20 protein-coding genes and 1 pseudogene are annotated in these 25,075 nt (G+C 31.6%); 7 read left to right on the forward strand and 14 right to left on the reverse strand.

Annotated features, from left to right (window positions below; translation table 11 throughout):
- Positions 1–42: 42 nt before the first annotated feature.
- The 5 genes from KA883_RS02100 to KA883_RS02120 form a co-directional block, all read right to left on the reverse strand.
- On the reverse strand, positions 43–957 hold the full coding sequence (locus KA883_RS02100; protein WP_046207198.1) for a DUF5655 domain-containing protein: 915 nt from the start codon (positions 955–957) through the stop codon (positions 43–45).
- A gap of 126 nt (positions 958–1,083) precedes the next feature.
- Positions 1,084–2,289 carry a restriction endonuclease subunit S gene (locus KA883_RS02105; RefSeq protein ID WP_080937849.1) on the reverse strand — a complete coding sequence of 402 codons (1,206 nt, stop codon included), beginning with the start codon at positions 2,287–2,289 and terminating at the stop codon, positions 1,084–1,086.
- Complete coding sequence (locus KA883_RS02110; protein WP_046207196.1) at positions 2,282–3,838, reverse strand: type I restriction-modification system subunit M; 1,557 nt, start codon at positions 3,836–3,838, stop codon at positions 2,282–2,284. Before KA883_RS02110 ends, KA883_RS02105 begins: the two co-directional genes overlap by 8 nt.
- A 117-nt stretch (positions 3,839–3,955) precedes the next feature.
- Positions 3,956–6,748, reverse strand: coding sequence for a type I restriction endonuclease subunit R (locus tag KA883_RS02115; RefSeq protein ID WP_210122409.1), 2,793 nt, complete (start codon positions 6,746–6,748; stop codon positions 3,956–3,958).
- 166 nt (positions 6,749–6,914) lie between these two features.
- Positions 6,915–7,718 (reverse strand): hypothetical protein, encoded by an 804-nt coding sequence (locus KA883_RS02120; protein ID WP_107365240.1) that lies wholly within the window; start codon positions 7,716–7,718, stop codon positions 6,915–6,917.
- Positions 7,719–7,937: 219 nt separating this feature from the next.
- Between KA883_RS02120 and KA883_RS02125 the strand changes: the two genes are divergently transcribed.
- The 4 genes and pseudogenes from KA883_RS02125 to chrA all read left to right on the forward strand — a co-directional run bounded on the left by KA883_RS02125 (position 7,938) and on the right by chrA (position 11,144).
- On the forward strand, positions 7,938–8,252 hold the full coding sequence (locus tag KA883_RS02125) for an ArsR/SmtB family transcription factor (protein ID WP_046207818.1): 315 nt from the start codon (positions 7,938–7,940) through the stop codon (positions 8,250–8,252).
- Positions 8,249–9,534 (forward strand): annotated as a pseudogene (gene arsB / locus KA883_RS02130) (arsenite efflux transporter membrane subunit ArsB). Before KA883_RS02125 ends, arsB begins: the two are co-directional and overlap by 4 nt.
- Positions 9,535–9,551: 17 nt before the next feature.
- Positions 9,552–9,944, forward strand: coding sequence for an arsenate reductase (thioredoxin) (gene arsC / locus KA883_RS02135; RefSeq protein WP_046207817.1), 393 nt, complete (start codon positions 9,552–9,554; stop codon positions 9,942–9,944).
- Between the two features lie 36 nt (positions 9,945–9,980).
- Entirely contained in the window at positions 9,981–11,144 is a 1,164-nt protein-coding gene (chrA, locus tag KA883_RS02140) for a chromate efflux transporter (protein WP_046207816.1), read from the forward strand.
- Between the two features lie 356 nt (positions 11,145–11,500).
- Here chrA and cstB read toward each other — a convergent pair whose 3' ends face one another.
- Entirely contained in the window at positions 11,501–12,835 is a 1,335-nt protein-coding gene (cstB, locus tag KA883_RS02145) for a persulfide dioxygenase-sulfurtransferase CstB (protein WP_046207815.1), read from the reverse strand.
- Between the two features lie 28 nt (positions 12,836–12,863).
- Positions 12,864–13,931, reverse strand: a complete 1,068-nt coding sequence (gene cstA / locus KA883_RS02150) for a persulfide response sulfurtransferase CstA (protein WP_046207814.1) — start codon at positions 13,929–13,931, stop codon at positions 12,864–12,866.
- 137 nt (positions 13,932–14,068) lie between these two features.
- Between cstA and cstR the strand changes: the two genes are divergently transcribed.
- Together cstR and KA883_RS02160 are read left to right on the forward strand one after the other, a co-directional pair.
- Entirely contained in the window at positions 14,069–14,329 is a 261-nt protein-coding gene (cstR, locus tag KA883_RS02155; protein WP_031869238.1) for a persulfide-sensing transcriptional repressor CstR, read from the forward strand.
- Entirely contained in the window at positions 14,329–15,084 is a 756-nt protein-coding gene (locus KA883_RS02160; RefSeq protein WP_046207813.1) for a sulfite exporter TauE/SafE family protein, read from the forward strand. Before cstR ends, KA883_RS02160 begins: the two co-directional genes overlap by 1 nt.
- 555 nt (positions 15,085–15,639) lie before the next feature.
- Here KA883_RS02160 and KA883_RS02165 read toward each other — a convergent pair.
- The 4 genes from KA883_RS02165 to KA883_RS02180 form a co-directional block, all read right to left on the reverse strand.
- Complete coding sequence (locus KA883_RS02165; RefSeq protein WP_046207812.1) at positions 15,640–16,185, reverse strand: YdhK family protein; 546 nt, start codon at positions 16,183–16,185, stop codon at positions 15,640–15,642.
- A gap of 17 nt (positions 16,186–16,202) precedes the next feature.
- Entirely contained in the window at positions 16,203–18,266 is a 2,064-nt protein-coding gene (locus tag KA883_RS02170; protein ID WP_046207811.1) for a heavy metal translocating P-type ATPase, read from the reverse strand.
- A gap of 644 nt (positions 18,267–18,910) precedes the next feature.
- Positions 18,911–19,342, reverse strand: coding sequence for an antibiotic biosynthesis monooxygenase family protein (locus KA883_RS02175; protein WP_016911012.1), 432 nt, complete (start codon positions 19,340–19,342; stop codon positions 18,911–18,913).
- A gap of 30 nt (positions 19,343–19,372) precedes the next feature.
- Positions 19,373–20,746 (reverse strand): cryptochrome/photolyase family protein, encoded by a 1,374-nt coding sequence (locus KA883_RS02180; RefSeq protein WP_046207810.1) that lies wholly within the window; start codon positions 20,744–20,746, stop codon positions 19,373–19,375.
- A gap of 183 nt (positions 20,747–20,929) precedes the next feature.
- On the opposite strand from KA883_RS02180, the gene KA883_RS02185 reads away from it, so the two are divergent.
- Complete coding sequence (locus KA883_RS02185; protein ID WP_041080228.1) at positions 20,930–21,355, forward strand: pyridoxamine 5'-phosphate oxidase family protein; 426 nt, start codon at positions 20,930–20,932, stop codon at positions 21,353–21,355.
- A 175-nt stretch (positions 21,356–21,530) separates the two neighbouring features.
- Here the strand turns inward: KA883_RS02185 and KA883_RS02190 are convergent, their stop codons facing one another.
- From KA883_RS02190 to KA883_RS02200, 3 genes are read right to left on the reverse strand one after another with little or no spacing between them, the layout of a single operon-like run.
- Positions 21,531–23,036 carry a phytoene desaturase family protein gene (locus KA883_RS02190; RefSeq protein ID WP_046207809.1) on the reverse strand — a complete coding sequence of 502 codons (1,506 nt, stop codon included), beginning with the start codon at positions 23,034–23,036 and terminating at the stop codon, positions 21,531–21,533.
- The gene (locus KA883_RS02195; protein ID WP_002510647.1) at positions 23,033–23,914 is read right to left on the reverse strand and encodes a phytoene/squalene synthase family protein; all 882 of its coding nucleotides are present in this window, start codon (positions 23,912–23,914) and stop codon (positions 23,033–23,035) included. The genes KA883_RS02190 and KA883_RS02195 overlap by 4 nt, the downstream gene beginning before the upstream one ends.
- A gap of 55 nt (positions 23,915–23,969) precedes the next feature.
- Positions 23,970–25,073 (reverse strand): glycosyltransferase family 2 protein, encoded by a 1,104-nt coding sequence (locus tag KA883_RS02200; RefSeq protein WP_196931179.1) that lies wholly within the window; start codon positions 25,071–25,073, stop codon positions 23,970–23,972.
- Between the last annotated feature and the right edge of the window lie 2 nt (positions 25,074–25,075).

Here is a 25,075-nt window from a genome sequence, read left to right on the forward strand (position 1 = left end):
ATTAACCTAATAAAAATCCGCTTAAATAAAAAATATTATAGTTTAATTATTTTCGTAACTTTCATCAATATACACTTTAGCTTTCTCAACATCTTCTTTATTTCTTATTAAAAGAGATAAGTTCCCAGTACCCCAATGATTGATATCAGTCATATCACGCATAAATCCTGTTTCAATAACTGTCTGTTCCATATCTACTTTTACATATATGATTATTTTTTGCTGACTAGGATGCACTTCAAGACAAGCAAAATTTTTAATTCTTTTGAATGCAAAATAATGTTTCAATTCTTTGAATTGGACATCGTCTCCTTTACTCATCATATATTCATACAATTCATAGTATAAATCTGATAACTTTTGGTTAGCCGCTTCAAGATTTTTTGAAGTATACGAACTATTATCTGCTGGAAGTACGATGTTTTTATTACTTTTTTCTTTATACCGTGTTGTAAATGTCGCATTTACTAAATCTAACAATAAAAACTTATCTTCAAAATACTTATATCGATATAATTCTATATTACGATTAATTTGTTTCACAGCATGCTCATCATATTTTGTAAATCCACCAGCAATACACAATAATCGTGGTGATGACCATTCAATTTTATCAGAAACATTTTTGCCCAATTGATTCATTACAAGCAATTCAAACTCTGCTTTATGATCCATAAGCCAGTCCAAATAGAATAACCCTTGATTAATAACATTCTCATTTGTCGTACGTTTATACTCAATAATTACAGGAGAATAGTTTTCATCAATACCCAAAGTATCAATTCTACCTGAGTGGTTTCTCCCTGTAGAATATTCGCTTGCTAAAAAACTAATTCCTAATAATTGCTCTGTATTACATTCAATAATATTCTGCAATGATTTTTCAATCGCAACAGATTCTCCTAGAAGTTCATAAGTATTGTTCTCTTCAATATTAAAAAGTTTTACATCTCCCAAAAGAAAAACCACCTTATTTTAAAATTTACTTATCATTATATATGAATTGTTTAATAGTTCATTCAATAATCATAGTTGTTCTTTAAGATATTCAAATTTTATTTACATAATAGGCCTTTATCAGAACTACACAAACATTTTTTGTAAGAATCCATTTTTATTTTTTTGTAATATCTCAACTTTTTCTTTTTGTTTATTAATTAATTGGTCTATTTTCTTAAAAAAACTTCCTATCTTTTCTTGTTCCTTCAATACAGGCATATCTATATTTATATTTTTTAATTGCTTATATTTTAAATTCCATGTATCAGATGTAAGGCCTTGTGAATTAATTTTAAATGTATGAATCATTCTATAAGTTTTAAATTTATATTCAATAAATGCTGAACTAGTACTTTGAGTTGGGTAAATTACAGTATAAGCTGGGCTAACAATTCCATCATAATCTGATTTACCACTAGCTCCTTGCCACATTCTCATTGAATTATATGCAATATCATCTTTCTTAACGACTTTATAATTACTTTTATCCTTACTTGAATTATCTTTTCTATCTAATTCATTAAATTTAACAATACCACTATTTATAGTTACTGATAGCATTTGCCCTTCACCAGAACGCTCATTTCTTTCTTTTAATTGATTCTCTATTTTGCTAGATTTCCAGTCTGGATAATCATTACCATTCTTATCTTTAAATCGAAGTTCTTGTGAAAAAATCTTTTGCATATATCCCTTTTTCTGTTCTTTTAACTTCTCTAATTTTTGTTCTTCTAATTCGATTTGTCGGTCGAGTTTGCTAAAGAAATTGCCTATTTTATTTTGTTCAAATTTGCTAGGAAATCTCATTTTTAATTTTCCATACTCTTCGCTATTAATACCAGGTTGACCAGACCTAACAGACATTACAGAAACCCAGTTTTCAAATCTCTTTGTTAATGTATTTTGAAATATAAAATTAGCTAGATAATTATTCTTAAATTCAAATTTTATTAAAAATCCTGCAAAATAATAATTTTTATCTCTATCATAATTTGTGTGGATATATGTTTTACCAGTACTTGCACCAGTTCTTGCAAATAATACATCATTTTCATTAAGCAAATACTTTTTATCCAATTTATCAGGTGATGTAAGTTTATCTTTATTAAGTTTTCTGCTAGTTTCATTGATATCAGTTATACGTACATATACATTTTCTCCGTCAAACTCTGTTGCAGAAGCACCAATACCATACATACCTTTGTTACTAATATCTTTTAAATTTTTTTCTTCCCACTCATCTTCAAATTCTGGAAATCTCAATTCTGGTACATACATCTCATTAGTCATGTTTATACACTCCTAATTCTTTTAAATACTCGTTAATTTCTTGTTCTACGTCTGCGATTTCATCATCGATTTGATTTAAGTCTTTTTGAACTTGATCTAAGTCGATAGGTTCTTCTTCTTCAAATGTGTCGACATATCTTGGAATATTCAAATTATAGTCATTGTCTTCAATTTCTTTGAGATTTGCCACATAGCTATATTTATCAACCGTTTCTCTGTTTTTATACGTATCGACAATTTTTTCAACTTGTTCATCTGTGAGATGGTTTTGATTTTTACCTTTTTCAAATTCATTAGATGCATCAATAAATAGGACATCTTGGTCTTCTTCACGACATTTTTTAAATACTAAAACACATGTTGGAATTGAAGTGCCATAGAAAATGTTCGCTGGTAAACCAATCACTGCGTCTAAATAATTTTTCTCTTCGATAAGATATTTACGTATCGTACCTTCAGCTGCACCACGGAATAAGACACCGTGCGGTAAGACTACCGCCATCGTTCCTTCATCATCTAAATAATGCACCATGTGTTGGATAAACGCGAAGTCAGCTTTTGATTTCGGTGCTAGTTTACCGTAATTACTGAAACGTTCATCATCATTGAATTTACTGTCCGCAGACCATTTGGCACTGTAAGGTGGATTAGCGACAACCGCATCGAATTTTTCATCTGAAAATGCTGGATTTTCCAGCGTATCCCCATTTTGAATATCAAAGTTTTCATAACGCACATCATGTAACAACATATTCATTCGAGCTAAGTTGTATGTTGTATTGTTACGTTCTTGACCATTGTAACGGTAGACCGTTGTTTCTTTACCCACACGTAGTAATAATGAGCCTGAACCACACGTAGGGTCATAGACATTTCTTAACTTGTCTTTACCTAATGTCACGATTTTCGCTAAGATTTTTGACACTTGTTGAGGTGTGTAGAATTCCCCAGCTTTTTTACCTGCATTTGCCGCAAAACGTCCAATTAAGAACTCATAGGCATCACCTAACATATCAATTTCCATATCACTATGCACGAATGGTAAATCACCTAAGTTAACCATCACTTTACCTATAAGGGCTGTTCGTTCTTTAACAGTATTCCCTAGACGTGTTGAGCTTAAATCCATATCACTGAACAGACCAATGAAATCTTCTTCGCTATCTTGCCCAAGTGTCGATGTCTCTACTTTTCGAATCGCTTGTGCTAAATGTTCAATGTCAAAGCGTTGATTTTCAATTTCTTTAACCATACTACTGAATAAATCCTCAGGTTCAATAAAGTAACCCACATTTTCAATCAGTTCAGCTTTTAAGTCTTCACGATATTCTTCATCTTCCCATGCTTCTTCATATGTTAAATCTTCACCTGATAATGCTTCTGCGACTTCTGTTTCGGCTTTTTCTGATAAAAAACGATAGAAGATAAGTCCTAAAATATAATTACGGAACTCACTTGCGTCCATATTCCCTCTTAAGTCATTGGCAATGGACCATAAGCGTTTATGTAATTCAGCCTGTTGCTGACGTTGTTTCTCGGTAATTGACATGTTATTTCCTCCATTTATTAAAATGCTTTTTTCTTTGCTTATATAATTATCTTATGTGTTTGTAGCACATGTCAAAACCTCTGTAATATTCATTATCACAAAGGTTTGATATAGTTTCTAGCTACTGTATTTTTCTGACACTTCTTCGACGAATGATGTGACTGCTTTTTTCGTTTGACGTTTTTCTCGTAATTTTTTATCACCCACAAGCTCTTTAAGATGATCTTGGTTAACAATACCGCTATATTCATATTCACCTGTGATATCTTTAAGTACCTGTTCGTCAACCGCCTGTTGTTGCGCAAATTGATTGAATTCTGATTCACGTTTCGCATTTTCAAATAGGATATAAGCTTCATCAATATTGTCCTCTTCAGACAATTCAGGTATAACGTCATCGATAAACTCACGAATCAAATCACGTTTCAAACGTAAAGTTGGATCATCCGCGTTGTCTAACATACGTCTAATTTGTTCACGATTACGTTGTTGTTCTGCTTTATCTTTTAAATCAATTTGTCTGACGAGATCCATGATATAGGAGACATTAATTCGATCATTACGTAAGATTTCGATTTCAAAATCAATATCGTTCAGAATAGAGGCTTTTTCAACTTCACCCCGTTTTGGTTTCACTTCGTCATATATCGCAAAATACTTACTTTTGTAATCTTCAAATTCTTGTTCATCCATACCGATATTTGTTTTTGTAAAGTCAAACTCATCGAAGGCTTTCAATCTCAGCACGAGTTTTGAAACTAAACGGAAAGCTTCTACAAACGCTTTTTTCTCATTTTCATCTTGAACTTGATCCATATCTTGAGGCATTAATGCGACAGCTTTCAGTTCAGCTAACGCATCAATAAACTCCGCTTTATATTCATCATAATCTCTCATTAATACTCGATCTGTGTCTTCAGTTTGAGAGAACAATTTTAAGGCGTTGTCTGTATTTTGTTTCAGATCACGATAATTCACGATTTTACCAAACGGTTTGGTTTCTTTTTCCACGCGATTCGTACGTGAATAGGCTTGGATCAAGTCGTGATATTTTAAGTTTTTATCGACATATAATGTGTTTAATACCTTACTATCAAAGCCTGTTAAGAACATGTTAACGACAATTAAAACATCAATTTTGTTGTCTTTAACACCTTTTTTGACATTTTTAGAGATGTGATTAAAGTATTCTTGGAAGGTATCCGTTGAGAAATTTGTGCCAAAGTTATCATTATAGTCTTTGATGACTTCTTCCAATTTTTCTCTAGAATGTGCCTCATCCACTTCTCCTTCGTTTCGTTCTTCATTAGCGGCATAAGAGAACACGCCTGCGACTTTTAAGGGATGATCATAGTCCTTACTGATCTTTTTAAGCATATCATAATATTTCACAAGGGCTGGAATGCTTTGAACGGTTAATATCGCTGAATACTGTCTGTTTCTTGTATATTTGTCATGATTTTCTGTAATATGACGCGCAATAAGTTCAACGCGTTGATCAGATAACCAAACTTCATCAGTATTAATACCTTCAACCAATTCGTCTGTCTCTGTATCTATATTCTGAGCTTTAATAGTGTTGATATAGTCCACGGAAAAGCCCAATACATTACCATCATGAATCGCATCTTTAATTAAATAAGTGTGTAAGCATCGACCAAAGATGTCCGCAGTACTTCGACCGTCCTGGCTTTGATTTTCTTCAAAACGCGGTGTACCCGTAAACCCAAAATATTGCGCATTATTAAAATGTTGACGGACAATGCGATGCATATCCCCAAATTGACTACGATGACATTCATCAATAATGAATACCACTTTATCTGTCTTATATTGATCTAATGCTTCAGCATTATTCTGAATCGCTTTAGACATTTTTTGAATCGTGGTAACGATTAGTGGTAAGCTCTTATCCTTTAATTGCTTAACGAGCTGTGCCGTATTATTCGTCTTGTCCACGGAACCTTTGGAGAATTTATTAAACTCCTCTTCGGTCTGGCTGTCTAAGTCCTTACGGTCGACAAGGAAAATGACTTTTTTAATGTCATCTTGTTCTGACAATACTTGACTCGCTTTAAAGGAAGTTAATGTTTTACCACTGCCTGTGGTATGCCAAATATAACCATTATTACTCGTTTCCGTTGCTTGATGTATCAAGGCTTCAACTGCATGGACTTGATATGGACGCATGGCCATAAGGATATTGTCTGTTTCATTTAAAATCATATAGCGTGAAATCATTTTAGCGATATGACACGGTCTTAAAAATGTTTCAGTAAATTCATTTAATGTATTGATACGATTGTTCTCTTTATCACTCCAATAAAACATATGACTTTTATATATTTCACCATCATTATTAGAGATATAACGCGTATCGATACCATTACTAATAATAAATAATTGTATGTAGCGGAAAAGACCGGTGTAGTTTTGTTTACGATAACGCATAACCTGATTAAATGCTTCATTGATATCAATGCCACGACGTTTAAGTTCAATTTGAACTAAAGGCAATCCATTAATTAAAATTGTGACATCATATCTCGCTTTATATGTGTCATCTACAGATACTTGGTTGGTGATTTGAAATTTATTTTGACACCAATTTCTCGTATCCAAAAATGATAAATACACTTCAGATTCATCATCTCGTTTCAAAGGCATTTTATCACGCAATATACGGGCACTTTCAAAAATCCCTTTACCATTAATCATAGTTAATAAACGTTGAAACTCTTTATCTGTTAAAGGATCCCCATTTAATTTATCGGCGTGACGTTCATTTAAAATAGAACGGAAATTATCTAATAGTTGTTGTTCATTTCTAATCGTTACAGTTTCATAGCCATTAGATTTTAACTGCTCCATCATTTCAGTTTCTAACGCAAATTCACTTTGGTATACCATAACATCCCCTACCTTTATCTCTATTACAATCAATTATAATATATAAATCTATTTAGGTGGTGTGAATTTCAAATTTTAAGTAATCTCACTAAAACTTTCGCACTCATCAAATTGTTCTATACTATTAAAGACTCTAGTAAATTTAATTTTATATACCTAAAAACCATTAATCACACCAATTTTTATATTCTTCATTCAATAATTTTTCGTTACTAATATTAATTGCTTTCATACATCCTATATTCTTAATCATTGTAATAACCGCCATCAAAATCAAGAAACCAAATATCCAAGCACTGTTCAACTCAAATATTGGCATGATAATAAGTCCAACAATGCCAATTAATAATGTTAAAAACCATCTAACAACATCAATTACTAGCAGTGAGATTTTCTTATTAAACACACTTATATTTTTCAAGCGGTAAATACTATCAGAAATAAAGTAATTATTTTCAATATACTCTTCAGTTATCGGTATACCAATTTCTCTATATTTTTTTCTATAAAATTTAATAATATTTTTTTCTTCTAAGCTATCATCCAATATTTGATATTTTAATACTCTTTGTGAATCAATTATTTTTTGTTTAATAAGTAGTCCGGAAATATTTGACACTTTCATCAATGTAAAACCTATTCTAAGTTTTGATTGATACAACATTTCTACCATAAGTGAAATAAACAATAAAAACATTGAAATACCTAGTAGGACCATACTATAAGAATTAAAATTAAATAAATTCCAATCACTATCATAGTATGCTTGAACAAATAACAAATATGTAAACAACGAGTAGGTTAACATATTAACTAAAAAAATAGTAAATAATGTGAAAAATTTATCCAGCTTATTTGTCAAAATCCTTCTTTCATAGTATGAATGAATGAAGTATGTTATAGGCCCTAATATAGTCATTATCCCACCTATAATTTGCCAGTATTTCGATAATATATGAATCAACTCCATTATAAGACCTCATTTCTATATAAATTTATTTTATTATGAATCATCAAAACACCTTTACAAAGCAACTGCAAAAACCGCATTACTTATGATACGCTTCTGCTTATCAGTAGATGATGCGGTTTTTTTTCTCATTCCCCAATCCTATAGATTCACAAGAACAAAAACATAGACTATCATCTATATAGATGATAGTCTATGTAGTATCTAGGAGGTATAGTTATGTCTTATCAAGAAGTAGCAACAATATTAAAAGTTTTATCTGATCCAAGTAGATTGGAAATAATAGATTTACTTTCATGTGGTGAACTATGTGCTTGTGATTTACTAGAATATTTTCAATTTTCACAACCTACCCTAAGTCATCATATGAAGTCATTAGTTGATAAGAAATTAGTTCTTTCACGAAAAGAAGGTAATAAACATATGTATCGACTTAATCATGAAATTTTTGATCATGTTAATCACAACTTAAACCTTATTAACACATCTAACGAACGATGTGTATGTGAAAATATGAAACAAGGTGAGTGTTGATGACAATATTAGCAATTGTGATTTTTCTTTAACCTTTGTAATTTGGCAACCAAAAGGTTTAGATATTGGTATTACAGCTTTAATTGGAGCTGTCGTTGCGATCATTACGGGAGTTGTAAGTTTTTCCAATGTATTAGAAGTAACAGGTATTGTTTGGAATGCTACCTTAACATTTGTAGCTGTTATTCTTATTTCATTAATATTAGATGAAATTGGATTTTTTGAATGGTCCGCGATACATATGGTCAAAGCTTCAAACGGTAACGGCTTAAAAATGTTTGTTCTTATTATGTTATTAGGATCAGTTGTAGCAGCATTTTTCGCAAATGATGGTGCAGCTTTAATCTTAACACCCATTGTATTGGCGATGGTAAGGACTTTAGGGTTTAATAAAAAAGTGATTTTCCCCTTTATTATTGCCAGTGGTTTTATTGCAGATACGACATCACTACCTTTAATTGTTAGTAACTTAGTGAATATTGTTTCTGCAGATTACTTTGATATTGGGTTTATTGAGTATTTTAGTCGAATGTTTATTCCTAATATATTCTCTCTGATTGCTAGTATTCTCGTCTTATGGTTATATTTCAGAAAATCTATACCTAAAAGGTTCGATACAGAAAATCTTTCAGATCCTAAAAATGTAATCAAAGATCCTAAATTATTTAAGATTTCATGGATTGTATTAGCCGTACTACTCTTTGGATATCTTGTTAGTGAGTTTATACCAATACCTGTATCAATCATTGTTGGTATCATTGCTCTTATTTTTGTAATATTAGCTCGTAAATCTAAAGCAGTTCATACAAAACAAGTCATTAAAGGAGCACCATGGAATATTGTTGTATTCTCTATTGGTATGTACCTTGTTGTATTTGGGCTAAAAAATGTAGGTATTACAACGATTCTTGGGGATGTCCTAACAAATATTTCTGGTTATGGGTTATTAAGCAGTATCATGGGTATGGGTTTTATAGCTGCATTTCTATCCTCTGTTATGAATAATATGCCAACTGTTTTAATAGACGCTATTGCTATTGGACAATCTAATGTAGTGGGTACTATTAAAGAGGGAATGGTATATGCGAATGTCATAGGTTCTGATTTAGGACCTAAAATTACACCAATTGGTTCGTTAGCAACACTTCTCTGGCTACATGTCTTAACACAAAAAGGTGTGAAGATTTCGTGGGGGACATACTTTAAAACTGGAATTATCATTACTATTCCAGTCCTATTTGTAACACTCTTAGGTTTATACCTTACACTAATCATATTTTAAGAAAAGAGGCTTTAATTATGGATAAGAAAACAATTTATTTTATATGTACAGGAAACTCTTGTCGTAGCCAAATGGCTGAAGGTTGGGGAAAGGAAATATTGGGTGAAGATTGGAATGTCTATTCTGCTGGTATTGAAACGCATGGTGTTAATCCTAGAGCAATAGAAGCTATGAAAGAAGTAGATATTGATATATCAAACCATACGTCAGACTTGATTGATAATGATATTTTAAAACAATCAGATTTGGTCGTGACGTTATGTAGCGATGCAGACGATAATTGTCCTATTTTACCACCAAACGTTAAAAAAGAGCATTGGGGTTTTGATGATCCAGCAGGTAAAGAGTGGTCAGAATTTCAACGCGTTAGAGATGAAATTGGCAAAAAAATTAAAGAATTTGATAGTTAAGTAAAAAATTAATCAACGAAATACAAGGAGCTTTTTATGTATAAATATATAAATATATTTTTAGTTGCATTAAAACTTGGATTACTATCATTTGGAGGACCAACTGCCCACTTAGGTTATTTTTATGATGAGTATGTTAAGAAAAGAAAATGGCTTGATGAAAAAGAATACTCAGATTTAGTAGCGCTATGCCAGTTTTTACCTGGACCTGCAAGCAGCCAAGTTGGTATTGGTATAGGAACTATTAGAGGAGGAATTCTGGGCGGAATTATTTCTTTTATTGGTTTTACACTTCCTTCTGTGATTATACTTATGGTTTTTTCAGCATTAATTATTAACAATGATTCTAGTTTAACTTGGATGCAAGGATTAAAACTAGTAGCTGTTGCCATTGTTGCCCAAGCCGTAATAGGTATGGGTAAAAAATTAACTAATACTAAAAGTACCATTACATTGGCATTATTTGTTCTTATATTATCTCTAACAATCGATAATCTTTATATTCAAGTAATCGCATTATCTATTACTGGTATATATGGTCTTATCTTTTTAAAAGAAACCTCTACAGATAAAAATTATTTAAGAGTGAAGACATTTAAATTACCTAAAATGTTAGGTTTTATTTCAATTTCATTATTTTTTTTACTATTAACTGTATTACCTATAGTTAGTTCTATGACGAATAATTTATGGCTTAGAATGTTCGATAGTTTTTATAGATCTGGTTCTTTAGTGTTTGGAGGTGGTCATGTCGTATTACCTTTATTAGAAAATGAGTTTGTACCACAAGGTTTAATATCACCTGATAGCTTCATAACGGGTTATGCTGCTGCTCAAGCTGTACCCGGACCATTATTTACGTTCGCTTCATATATTGGCATGTCTATAGAAGGTATTGGAGGAGGAATTTTGGCTACTATCGCTATATTCCTACCAGCATTTCTATTATTATTTGGAGTGTTACCATTTTGGGATGATATTAAATCTAACACTTATGCTGAAGGTTTTTTAAAAGGTATAAGCGCGGGTGTAGTAGGTATTCTTATCGCTGCATTTTATAATCCGATTTGGGCTTCAACTATTAAATCAGAATTAGATTTTGTTCTAGCTAGCTCATTATTCGTATTCCTAGTTTATTATAAATTACCTTCCTGGTCTATTGTGCTAATAGGCATTATAATAGGTATAATGTTTTACTAATCTTTCTCGTTCATAATCAAAGAATAAATTTTATAAGTATAGTTATTAAAGTAACCATTATAAATTAAAATAATTGATTTCGTGTAATTATAGTATCTTATCTCAATGTAAAAGATAGTAAAAACCATTAATTATGTAGTGAGCCCAAAAAGTAAAACTTATTGGGCTCACTACATTTCCACTAGAAAGGGGTTTATATTAATTTTATAAATCTATTGCTATTATGACTAATTAGGAATCATATCTATATTTCTTTTAAACTTCTATTTATTCTAAATAATCTTGGTGGTATTATAATATCTGATTGTCTTACAATAACAATTTCATAGGATTACTCACTTTTCCACATCTTTAAATTATTTTAATGATTCTGGGAAATCTTGATAGCCTTCTCTAATATTCACGACATTTTCATAGCCTTTGTTTTCTAATATACCCACTGCGATTGAACTTCTAACACCTGACTGACAATGTACATATATTTTATCTTCTTTATTAAATGGAATATTTTCATTTAATAATTTACCATGCGGAATATTGACTGCTTGATCTAAGTGCCCATTATTCCACTCTTCATCATTACGTACGTCAAGTATATATTCTTCTTTACCAGTCATATCAACGCTATGGATGGATTGGGTTAAAATTTCTGATTTTGGTAAACGATAACCTGCTACATTATCAAAGCCAATTAATTGTAAAGTATGTGTTGCTTGCTCAACGGTAGATTTATCACCAATTAAATCTATACTGTTTTCATAGTCTAAATACCAACCGATTTGGTTAATGAAGTTTTTGTTGTAAGGAATATTGATTGTACCTTCAGTATGACCGCCATGAAAGGCTTCTTTACTACGAAGATCAAAGGCTATTCTTACATTATCTAAACTAGGAAAAACGTTGTATGGTTGATACATGTTCATACCAAACTGATTAATTTTTTTCATCTGTGCAAAGTGATGGGGTGGCGCTGGTTGATTTGATGTTAATGTTTCAACAAATTTAGATTCATCTGTCACATTAAATGCCCAGTTATTTATTTTTTCGTAACCTAGCGTAGACATTGGTATAGCACCTAATGCTTTACCACATGGGCTGCCAGCACCGTGTCCAGGCCATATTTGAATATAATCTGGTAAATCTTTAACACCTTCTATAGATTGGTACATCTGTTTTGCACCAATCTCTGTAGTACCTTCCATTTGTACTGATTTTTCTAGTAAATCAGGTCTACCGATATCACCAACAAAAATAAAGTCACCACTAAATAAACCCATTGGAACACTTGAGCCGCCACCTTCATCTGTGAGTAAGAAACTAATACTCTCTGGGGTATGACCAGGTGTATGCAAGACTTCTAATTTAATATTACCTACTTGAATAATATCTTGATTTTTAACAAAATTTGTATGTTCCGGCATATTTTGATAACTTAATTGATCATCACCTTCGCCAGATACATATATATTGGCGTTTAAACGTTCTGCTACGTCCCGAATTCCAGAAGCAAAATCAGCGTGAATATGTGTTTCTGCAGCTTGTGTAATTTTAAAACCTTCGCTATCTGCAACTTCCATATATTTTGTTAAATCACGAACAGGATCAATTACTATTGCCTCTCCTGTACGTTGACAGCCAACTAAATAAGATGCTTGAGATAAATGATTATCGTAAAATTGTTTGAAAAACATTATAAAACTCCTTTTTTAATAGATTTAATTAGATGAATAAATTATGATTCGCATTTTCTGTATCACCAATATAAGTACCTACTCCACCGTACTCAACTTCGTCTCTGAGCTCTTCTTTCTGAATTCCCATAACATCCATGCTCATCGTGCAAGCGATTAATTTGATATCTTGGTCGATTGCTTGGTCAATGAGTGACGGTAAGGAATCAACATTTTTCTTTTTCATTACGTAGCGCATCATGATATTACCTAAACCAAACATATTCATTTTAGATAGCGGCATGCGTACAGGTGTTTTTGGCAACATCAAGTCAAACATTTTTGCGATACCTTGCTTTTTAACATGAACGGATTGGTTCTTTTTCAACGCGTTGAGTCCCCAAAAAGTAAAGAAAATAGTTACGTCTCTGCCTGCAGCCTTAGCGCCATTCGCAATAATCATTGCTGCCACTGCTTTATCTAACTCACCACTAAATAGTACAATTGTCGTACCTTTGGCAGTATGGTTCACTTCCAAGTCTTTTGGTTTTTCTTTTTGAATAATGGCATTAATTCCATTATTACTTTCATCCAGTTTAACTAACGTATGTCCTGTTTGTTTGACCCAGCTTTTAATGTCACTAAAGAACCCAGGATCTGTAACTGTAACCTCGATTTGCTCGCCTACTTCGATATTTTTCACTTCTTTACTGATGTTTACAATTGGACCTGGACATTGAAGACCACTATAGTTAAATTGTTTACGCTCTGCTTTAATTGCTACATTAGTATTTTCTTCAAATGTATTATCATCGTCGTTTTTTGCTTCATACGCTTTATAGCCACCGTCTAAATTAACAATGTCGTAGCCTTGTTCAGCTAAATATTCGCTCGCTTTAGCACTTCTGGTACCACTTTTACAGTGTACAAAATAGGTTGTGTTTTTATCTTTATTGAACGATTCAATCTTATCTACAGGATGTAATGTCGCACCATTTATGTGTGCAAGCTCATATTCTTCTTGTGTTCTAACGTCAATCAGTTGACCTTGTGCACCCAATTTTTCTAATTCTTGTTTACTGAAATTGTTGATATGGTTTTCGTTATATTGTTTCATAATATCCTCCTAATAAATACCTGTAGGGGTATATTAACAGTTTGTTTACGCCGTTTCAAATACCGTATGGGGTATTTGACATTTTCGATTCTATCTATTATTATGATTTTAATCAATTAAAAGTGGAGGAAATAACTATGCATTATGATAAAAAAATGATTAATCGTATTAATAGAATACAAGGGCAACTCAATGGCGTTATTAAAATGATGGAAGAAGAAAAAGATTGTAAAGATGTCATTACTCAAATCAGTGCATCAAAAAGTTCAATCCAACGTTTGATGGGAATTATCGTTAGTGAAAATTTAATAGAATGTGTAAAAGCAGCAGAGGATAATGGTGAAAATTCAGAAGAATTGATTAATGAAGCCGTTAACTTATTGGTAAAAAGTAAATAATGGATATTTCAACTGTTATTATGATGTTACTTATTGGAGTGTTCGGAGGCTTTATTTCGGGTATAGTAGGTATCGGTGGTGCTATCATTATTTATCCAGCTATTTTATTATTACCGCCACTATTTGGTGTTCCTCCATACAGTGCATACATCGCTTCAGGACTTACTTCCAGTCAAGTCTTTTTCAGTACTTTAAGTGGGTCATTAAAAGCGCGAAAAAAAACAGAATTCTCCCCGCCATTAGTTATTTATATGAGTGGAGGTATGATTACAGGGAGCATGTTAGGCGCATTCCTAGCAAATTTATTTAATGCTGCATTTGTAAATACGATATATATTATCATTGTTTTACTCGCATTAATTTTAATGTTTATTAAAGTCGAATCTCGTTCAGGCGAACCTGCTTTTAATAAACCTTTACTAGTTATTATAGGTCTTTTCGTTGGTATTATTTCGGGTATAGTTGGAGCAGGCGGCGCTTTTATTATTATTCCTATATTGCTAGTTTTATTCAAATTACCAATGAATATGGTAGTTGCTAATAGTATAGTAATTGCTTTTATATCTTCAATTGGCGCCTTTATCATTAAACTTATACAAGGTTACATTCCTTTAGAAGACGCGTTATTTTTAATAATAGGAAGTATTATCTTTGCTCCCTTAGGTTTAAAATTAAGTAAAAAGATCCCTAACTTCATACAAAAATGGATTATAAGTATTTTAATCATTGTTGCAATTATTCAACTTATCTTTTAATCAATGAAATTTGTCAGGCAACTCCTGATATTTATAATTATACACACCAAAAATTAAGTATTAGTATCAAAAAATAGCATTCAATAACTATGGATATCGTAAAGGGATTAGAAAAGAGAAACATAAAATCAATAATAAAGAATTCGATTATTCAAAAGACCTTTGTGACATTGTATCAAAAAAACAAAAAGCCTATCATTATCTATTTAAATCTTAGTGATAAAGTACAAGAATTAAATCGCTTTACAAGTGTCATGTTTATTATCTTTATATTATTTAACCTAAACTGAAAATCCACCCAATTAATCTTTAAATTGGGTGGATTTTCAGGATTATTTATTATATGGCTCTGCGTATTGGCTAATGATGCGGTTTTTAATTATATAATTTCAATTAATAAGGCAATGAACAATTTTTTGATAAATGTTATTCTTCTAAAATTCTTTTTAATTTACACACTAAAAATATTCTCCTTAACAATAATAAGTTTTTTAAATTATTGATTAAGGAGAATATTTTTTATATCTATTTATTTCTCAATTTAGAATTAGATTTTTAGCGTGCTTCCAATTCATTTCCTGTCATCCATTTATGATTTTTAATGATTTTACCATTATCTTTGGATTTGTAATCAACCACGTAAACAGTAGTCTTTTTCACGTTATCTATATTGGCTGTAGCACCTTTCATACCAGACATATGACTTGCTTCTAATTTAACAGTATCGCCCTTACTAAATCCATCTTTAGGTGCATCTTTGATCTCTTCGTTTACAACCCATTTATGATTGTTTACTTTTTTATTTCCATTTGTGGGTTTATAACTTACAACATAGGCATATGTTTTATACGCACCTTTTACAGTAGCTTCTGCACCTTTCATACCTGGCATATGCCCTGCTGTAATCGTTACTTTATCTCCCGCTTTAAATTCACCTTCATTAGTCGATTTCATATCTTCAGGAACTTTAATTTCATCATTATGCTTCATATGGGTCTCACTTTTTTGATCTTTAGTATTTTTATCTTTTTCATCATTATTGGAGCAAGCTGATAATATTAGTAATGACCCTAATATCATAAAAAATAATTTTTTAATCATAATAAAACGCCTACCTTTTATTTTAATTTTAATGTAAAAGCATTAATTGCAACGATAATCGTACTTAATGACATTAAAATAGCACCTATTGCAGGTGATAAAATCAAACCAATAAATGCTAAAACACCGGCTGCTAAAGGTACAGCAACAATATTATAACCTGCACCCCACCATAAGTTTTGCACCATTTTTCTCATAGTATTATTTGAGAGGGTCAAGAAATGGATAATATCTGATGGATTACTTTTAACGAGTATAATATCAGCTGACTCAACTGCTACATCCGTTCCGGTACCAATTGCAATACCAATATCTGCTCTTATAAGACTTGGTGCGTCATTGATACCGTCTCCGACCATCATTACTTTTTTACCACTACGTTGATAATCTTTTATGATACTTTCTTTATCTTCTGGCTTGAGTTGTGCATGCACACCACTAATACCTAATTCTTTTGCGACAGCTTTTGCTACTTCTTTATTATCACCTGTAAGCATGACTGGTGTAATATTTCTTGATAGTAAATCAGCTACCATTTGTTTTGAGCTTTCTTTAATTTGATCTCCTTGAGCAATCATGCCAATGACTTGTTGTTCATCAATTAAATAGCTGATTGAATTGCCTTGTTGTGCTAATTTTATAAATAAGTCATTGTCATAATTAAGCTCATGTTTATCAAGATAAGAAACATTTGTTATTTTATATGTTTTATTATCAATTATACCTTCTAATCCGACACCTGGAATGTTATTGACATTTTGTGGATTAGCAGATGAAACATTTTTACTTTTTGCAAAATCAACAATACTTATAGCTAATGGATGGTTAGACTGACTTTCTAATGAGGCGAAAAGGCTTATTATAGTATCGTTGCTTAATCCTTCTTTAAAACTTTCATAATGATTCACAGAAAAGTTACCCTCAGTTAAAGTACCGGTTTTGTCCATCATTACATAATCGATATGTTGAGCCATTTCTACAGACTCTCTATTTTTAATAATTAAACCATTGTGGGCAGCTATAGAAGTAGAACGTGCAGTAACTAAAGGTATTGCCAGGCCTAAAGCATGTGGACAAGCAATGACTAATACAGTTACGAGACGTTCGAGTGCAAAATCAACATCTTTTTGAATGAGCATCCAGACGATAAACGAAATCACGCCGACACTTACAGCAAAGTAGAATAAATAACCCGCCACTTTATCAGATAACAATTCAGCACTAGATTTATCATTTTGTGCTTGATTAACAAGTCTCATAACTTGAGAAAGATATCCATCTTCTCCAACAGCTGTAACCTTGACTTGTATTGTTCCAGATCCATTAATAGAACCCCCAATAACGTTGTCATTTTGATTTTTTTGTACTTTTTTTGATTCTCCAGTGACTAGGGATTCATCTATGGATGTTTGTCCTTGAACAATAATACCATCTGTTGGAATGCTTTCTCCGGCTTTTACTTCGACGACATCATCAGTCATGATCTCTGATATTTTAACTTCTTCGCGTTGACCATTGTCCATAACTTTAATAGCACTATTAGGTAAAAGTTCTGCCATTTTCTTTAAGGCATCTCCAGCATTTCCGACAGCATTCATTTCTATCCAATGTCCTAATAACATAATTAAAATTAAGGTAGCTAATTCCCAAAAAAAGTCCATTGTATGACCAGTTGCACTACTAAAGTTATTCATATAAAAAGCATACAAGCTATAAATATAAGCTACCGAAATGCCTAGGGCAACTAAGGTCATCATGCCTGGTTTTTTTGCAGCAATTTCATCTTTACCACCAGACAAGAACGGTTTACCACCATAAAAGAATAAAATTGTACCTAATATTAACACTACCCATTCAGAACCTGGAAATGTGAATTGAAAAGGTAATTTAACGCCCATCATTGGCGATAAAAAAATGATAGGTATTGCAAAAATTAATGAAACAAAAAACTTAGCTTTAAAATTCCCATGATGATGTGCATGGCCACTATGTTGATTATGTGATTCATGGTTATCATGATGCATTTGATTGGAATGATTCATGTGATTTTGATGCTTAAGCTCTTCACCATTATTCTTCAAATTAACTCCTCCTATTTATGAAAATATTATATTAGCTATACTTATACTATAACACATACCCCTTAGGGGTATAAATGTTTTCGATTTATCTACTTTTATGGATTTATATAATTCCGAAACTTATGTCTACACGTCCTACATTAGACCTTGTCATCGATATTTAAAACAATGTTTTAATTAAAAGATCTAATCTTAACTATCGCATGACAATACACTCTGACCAAGGTTATCATTACCAAAACAAGTCATATATTAATATTCTTAAAGAAAATAACGCATTTCAGAGTATGTCTAGAAAAGCAAATTGTCTAGATAATTATTTAAAGAAGCCAGTAAATGAATTTATAATAAACTCATTTACTGGCCATTTTTCTAGTATTTATGCTCAGTCTCTTCAAACTATATTAATCCTTTTTTGATTCTCAAATTCTACGCCACAATAGCTGCATTTTATTAAAGATACTATATATTCAATCAATTTCAAAGTGAGTTACATACAACCTATTTTTTAGTTTTATTTGTGATATGTCTCTGCTTATCAGTGATTTTGCTAAAATTTTTATATCGCTTAAAAAATAGGCAAGTTAGTATTTAAATAACTCGCCTATATGTTTGCAGAAATATCATTTAATTCAAAAATTATGTTATTTAAATTCTAAACTAATATTAAATGATAGGTTTCTGTTTACAATAGATTTATCAGCACCTTGCTTGGTTCCTCTATTTTTATGGGATGCTTTATATTCCTGAGACTCTTGCCAATGTTTGTAAGCTGCTTCGTCTTGCCAAAACGTAATGATAACATGATGTTCATGTGTACTATGTGGCTTTAGAAATAATAGATTTTCAAACCCTTCAGTATTCTCTAGATGTTTATCTCTATTTAAGAACACACGCTCGAAGTCTGCCTCTAAACCAGGATTAGCATATAAATGGTTTAAAACTGCATAACCATATTGTGGCAAATCATTAATTTGTTCTAATATAGTATAGTGATATGTCACATTAAATCTATTAATAGTTACCTCATTATTATTTTTGTCTAAATAAATACGATGTATTTCATTTTTCAACAAATGAATCACTCCTTTTTATTGGATGATATGTCAAAATTGCTTAAATTTATCCATAACATAATCTCTACTATTTTTATGATTCACGATAGTCTGTGGATAATCTTTTCCAATTTCAATATGATAAATTTCTTGTAACTTGTCTTTATATTTAGTTGGATCATGAATGTATTTACTGCTCACATCATTAAATATTTCTAGCTGTGTTTTAATAAAATACCCTTGCGCATCAAAACGCTCACTTTGACGTATAGGATTAAACATTCTGAAATAAGGCACTGCATCTGTTCCAGTTGATGCTGACCACTGCCATCCATGTACATTAGATGCATTATCATAATCTATCAAATACTGTCTAAAGTACTCCTCCCCCCAAGTCCAATCAATAAATAAATTTTTCGTTAAAAATTGTGATACGACCATTCGTAAGCGATTATGCATATATCCTGTACGATTCAGCTTCTTCATTGCAGCATCAACGATTGGGTAACCAGTTTGACCTTTTTTCCATACTTCAAAATGTGTTTTATTATACGACCATTGCATGTTTCGATATTTTTCAGAAAAGGATTTAGTTGCCGTTTCTGAATACTGTGTCATTAACACATAATAAAATTCACGGAATAGAACCTCTCTTATAAAAGCTTCAAAATTTTTTTCATCGCTCTCATAATCTTCAAGTAAATCATTTATAATTTCACGAATATCGAGTAGTCCATATGCTAAATATTTACCTAATCCACTAACAAAATCCTGCGACACATCGTCAGTCAATTTATCATAATGAGCTATGTCACCATTTAAAAAATCATCCCAAGCTTTACGAACTAACTTTTCTATATCTTTATTATTTTCAAATTTTAAGTCACTTTGATTTGAACCCTTTTCCGCAATTTGAGACAACTGCTTAAATTGATAACTTTTTTTAGGGGTGTGTACTAAGTCCTGACGATTTGCTTTATAAAAACTAGTAAATACTTTATAAGGCTGTTGCTGTTTATTAAAAGTCTTTGTTGGCACAAAATAATGATTCACGCGCTGTCCAATTACTGTAACTTGGTGATTTTCAAAAGCCTTTTTTACATGAGGATAGTCATATATTTCTTTGTGATAACTCATAATATCTTTTGCTACTAATACGTGAGATAACGCCAATGTTTCTGCTAATTCACCTAGCTTTTCGTATGTGACAATATAAGGTTGTATATCATGCTTATCTAAAGCATTTACAAATCCTTTTACAACTTTATAGTAATAGTTACGTTTTACTTCTGATGCGTCAGTTAAATCTTCTAAAGGTAAGATAAAATACAATTTATTTATCTCATTTTGATACTTCACTATATATTGAAAAAGTGGATTATCTTTCGTTCTAAAAACTCTGTTAAGTATGACTCCTAAATGCATTTTATTGCCTCCCAGCTTGTTTCATACAAATTCACTTTATAATTGTCCTTTAACTTAAGATTGTGTTTTCAATCATATACCCGTTTTAACTTTTGTATAATTCACTAAAAAATAAAATAAATTTTAATACCTTACATATTATAGGCAACTTCAGGGTATATTATTATCAGAGGTGATTAAATTATGAATAACAAACAATTACAAAATGAAATTGAAAATATATTAAATACATCAAAAATAGGTGTCCTATCTACTGCACATAACAATACACCTAATAGTAGATACATGGTATTTTATAATGATGGACACACACTTTATACTAAGACAAGCATTGAGTCTAAAAAAATTGCTGAATTTAAAGATAATCCCAAAGCTCACGTACTTATAGGTTACGATGAAACGAATAATCGTAGTTTTCTAGAAATTGATGCTAATGTTGAAATACTGAAAGATCAAGAGACTATTGATTGGATTTGGAACAAACAAGATAAGTCCTTTTTTGACTCTAAGGATGATCCAAACTTGTGTGTAATTAAAGTAATACCAAAATCCATAAAAATTATGAACGATAAAAAATTAGACGCACCACAAACCATTACGTTCGATTAGTTAAAAAGGCGAGCCTAGGACATAAATAGATGTCTCAGGCTCGTTTTCAATTTGGCAGTAGGTGACTGAATTGAAAATGCGATTATATCAAGCTTTTTTCAATCCTAGTCACCCTTGCCGGGGTGGGACTACGAAATCTATATTAGAAAATTTGATTTCTGTCCCACTCCCGTTTTTATATACCATTATTAATATCTTCTAACATAGCATCAACTGTAATTTTAGCACTCGTCAGTACAATTGGCACTCCTGCCCCTGGATGAACACTAGCTCCAGCAAAATACAAATTTTTGTAATCTCTGCTCACATTCGGCGGTCTGTAATAGTTACTTTGCGCTAAAGTAGGCATTAAACCAAAGGCTGCTCCAAATTTAGCATTATAATCTCCTTCAAAATCCTTAGGCGTATAAATAATTTCTGTCACAACTTGCTTTTTCAAATCTTTTAACGCTTTAATCGTAGAAAGCTTATTGTAAATAATATCTTTCACTTGTATGATTGTTGACTCATCAGACCAATCCGTATCACCTGTTTTCAATTCTGAAACGGGCATCAGCACATAAATACCTGTTTGACCTTCTGGCGCTAACGACTGATCTTCCACACTAGGAGCGTATACATATATTGATGGATCTTGGGATATTTCCCCGGAAAATATTTCATTGATATTATTATCAAAATCCTTTGAAAATATAACATTATGTAACAAGATATCTTCAGATAAATCTTTATCAACCCCTATGTACATTAAAAAGGCTGAGCAAGAATAGTCCATGTTATCAATTTTCTGTGTCGTATACTTCTTAGGATGATGTTCATTTTTAATTAAAGATGAAGTAGCATATGGAAAATCAGCAGTACAAATTATTTTGTCATACTTTTCTATATGTCCGTTTACTTTTAGTCCCTCCGCACGCTTATACCTACTATCAATGATAATTTCTTCAACGTTTGCGTTGGTATAAATTTGAGTACCTAATTCTTCATTTAGCGTTTGAAGCGCTCTGACAAAGCTATACATACCACCTTTTATAAAGTGAACACCAAACATTAACTCTATCATGGGTATAATTGAATACAATGACGGGCTTCGTTTAGGGTCGATACCTATATATAATGTTTGAAACGCTAAAATCTTTTGGATTTTTTCATTATCAACATATTTTTCAATTAAATTATCTGCTTTATCAAATGTTTTGAGTTTCATACCCTGATATATAGTAAAAGGATTATAAAAATCCGTAGGTTTTCTAAACGTACGTTCTAGAAAATATTTTCGTGCTATTTCGTATCTTTCGTATATATCTGTTAAAAAGGACATAAAACCATATGTAGAGTTAGGTTCAATACCTTCAAGCATATTTCTTAATTGAGCAAGATCTGTAGGAACGCGAATTTGATCTGTTTCACTAAAATAAACATCATATATATGTGATAATTGTTTAATTTCCAAGTAATCATTCATATTTTTTTGAGCGTAATTAAAAACGTCTCGATAAATCTCAGGCATCATTACGATGCTTGGTCCCATATCAAATGTAAATCCATCTTGCTTGATCTGATTCATTCTGCCACCTATTTGTTGGTTCTTTTCATATAAATCTACTTGGTGACCGTTTGCTGCTAATCTTGAAGCTGCAGCTAAACCTGAAACACCGCCGCCTATAACTGCAATCTTCATAATGTTTCACTCCTATTATATTTCGCACTAAGTTCACGATAAATTTTCATTTTTTTCAATTTGCTTACATATACTTTCTTATGCAACGTATAGTTTGCCTTCCTTACTTCCACAAGTATTTCATGATAAGCTATCGCAGCTAATTCGATAATGTAACGTACCTCTTCGTCAAAATAATTAATACCGTTTAATGCAATATCATATAACCTAACTGCCTCTGTAGCGTAACTTTCCCACAGTTCTATATAATTTGGCGTAACTCCTTCATAATATATAGAATGTAGATTAACTCGATATTGAGCTAATTTTTCTACACTTAGATAAATTCTTCCATTTTGAAAATCTTCGCCGACATCTCTTAAAATATTAGTTATTTGCATTGCCTTGCCTAAAGCAATCGCAGCTTCTTCAGCTTGCTCGAAATTATTTTCATTTGATGAAGTTAATATAGGAGTTAACAATTCACCGACAGTACCTGCCACACCATAGCAATACTCATATAAATCTGAATCAGTTTTCATTTCTTTTAAAACTAAATCTTCCTTCACATATTGAATTAAAGATTCAAAAGGTTTTTTAGGTATTGAATATGTATTCAATGTATTACTTAAAGCATTCATAATAGCTGCATCACTTTGATACGCTTGAATATAATCACAATCGCTATAAATCACATCTAAATCTCTAGCTATGCCGTTTAATTGCTCAAGGTCTTTGTATTTATCAATACTGTCATCTATAATTCTGCAAACTGCATAAATAGCCCAAATTGCTTTTTTCCTTTTTAAATCCAAAAAATCAAAGGCATATGAGAACGTTTTTGAATGTTCTTTCATTATATTGTGACAATGGTTATAATCTCTCTCTAATTGATTCATTTATTGGCCTCCTCAGTAAGCCTAGAACTTCTTGACATTTGTATAAAAAACTAAGCTATAAATCTATTCTACGGCCTTTCCAATATATACGTTTGAATACATTGATATCTAACCATGATTTAAAAAATATCACGACAAAGCATATGAAGAGCAGTGGATGACACAAACTCGCAACGATATTAAAATTTCCTGTTCTTCGAATAAATATATGAAATTGTATCGCATATATAAAATATAGAGTAATAGCTAATAATATATATAACGAGCCTAAATTAATTGAAAAAATTATCGCTAAAACTGTTGTAAGTGAACCAAATAGCCATAAAAATACAAACGTAAGCGTAGACTTTTTAGTTACTTGAGAGCCAAGTGCAAAGTGTTTACTCCAACCCTCTAGTAGCGCTTTATATCCTTGAGAATACATTCTAAAATTCACTACGCCTTGGCCTTCATGCAAACTAACTGGCAAACCTTGCTGATTATATGCTTTATTTATTGCAAAGCCTTCAATGATTTGATTTTTAGCTTTCAAATGTCCTTGTGTCAATTTATAATCTTGCTTATTTGTCACAAGGACTGGTCCAAACGCGCCTTGCTCATTATTTGCTGATTTCGTGATTGAAAATTGATTCATACCTACGATTGTCATTAAATTAAAAATCGCCGATATATTTTCATAGAGCTTTTTTATCTTGTGATAAGGTTGTATTGACAACAAACCTTTACCACCTTGTAAATCATATTGATTGGCTATATTTTGAATACTATCATCACAAGCAAACTGAACATCAGCATCAACAAACATTAATAAATCATGCGTTGCATATTTGTTACCTTGCCAACAAGCATGTGACTTACCTTGCCATGTAGTATCATTTTCAACAGTATATACGCTCGCACCATAATATCTAGCGACAACTTGTGTCTCATCAGTTGAACCATCATCCATAACAATTACTTCTATTTCTTGCTCTTTACTTATACTGTTAAGTAATTTAGGTAAGTTCTCCGCTTCATTTCTAGCAGGTACAATAATACTGACGGCTGTCTGACCTCTTCCTTTTCCGGAGTTATTTATAATCGCTCGACGCGCATACATACACATTCCACTTATTAGTGATAGTATCGTCAATACTATTGCTATTATATAAAGTATCATTC

This window comes from Staphylococcus sp. GDY8P54P, assembly GCF_017892645.1.
GTDB lineage: Bacteria > Bacillota > Bacilli > Staphylococcales > Staphylococcaceae > Staphylococcus > Staphylococcus ureilyticus.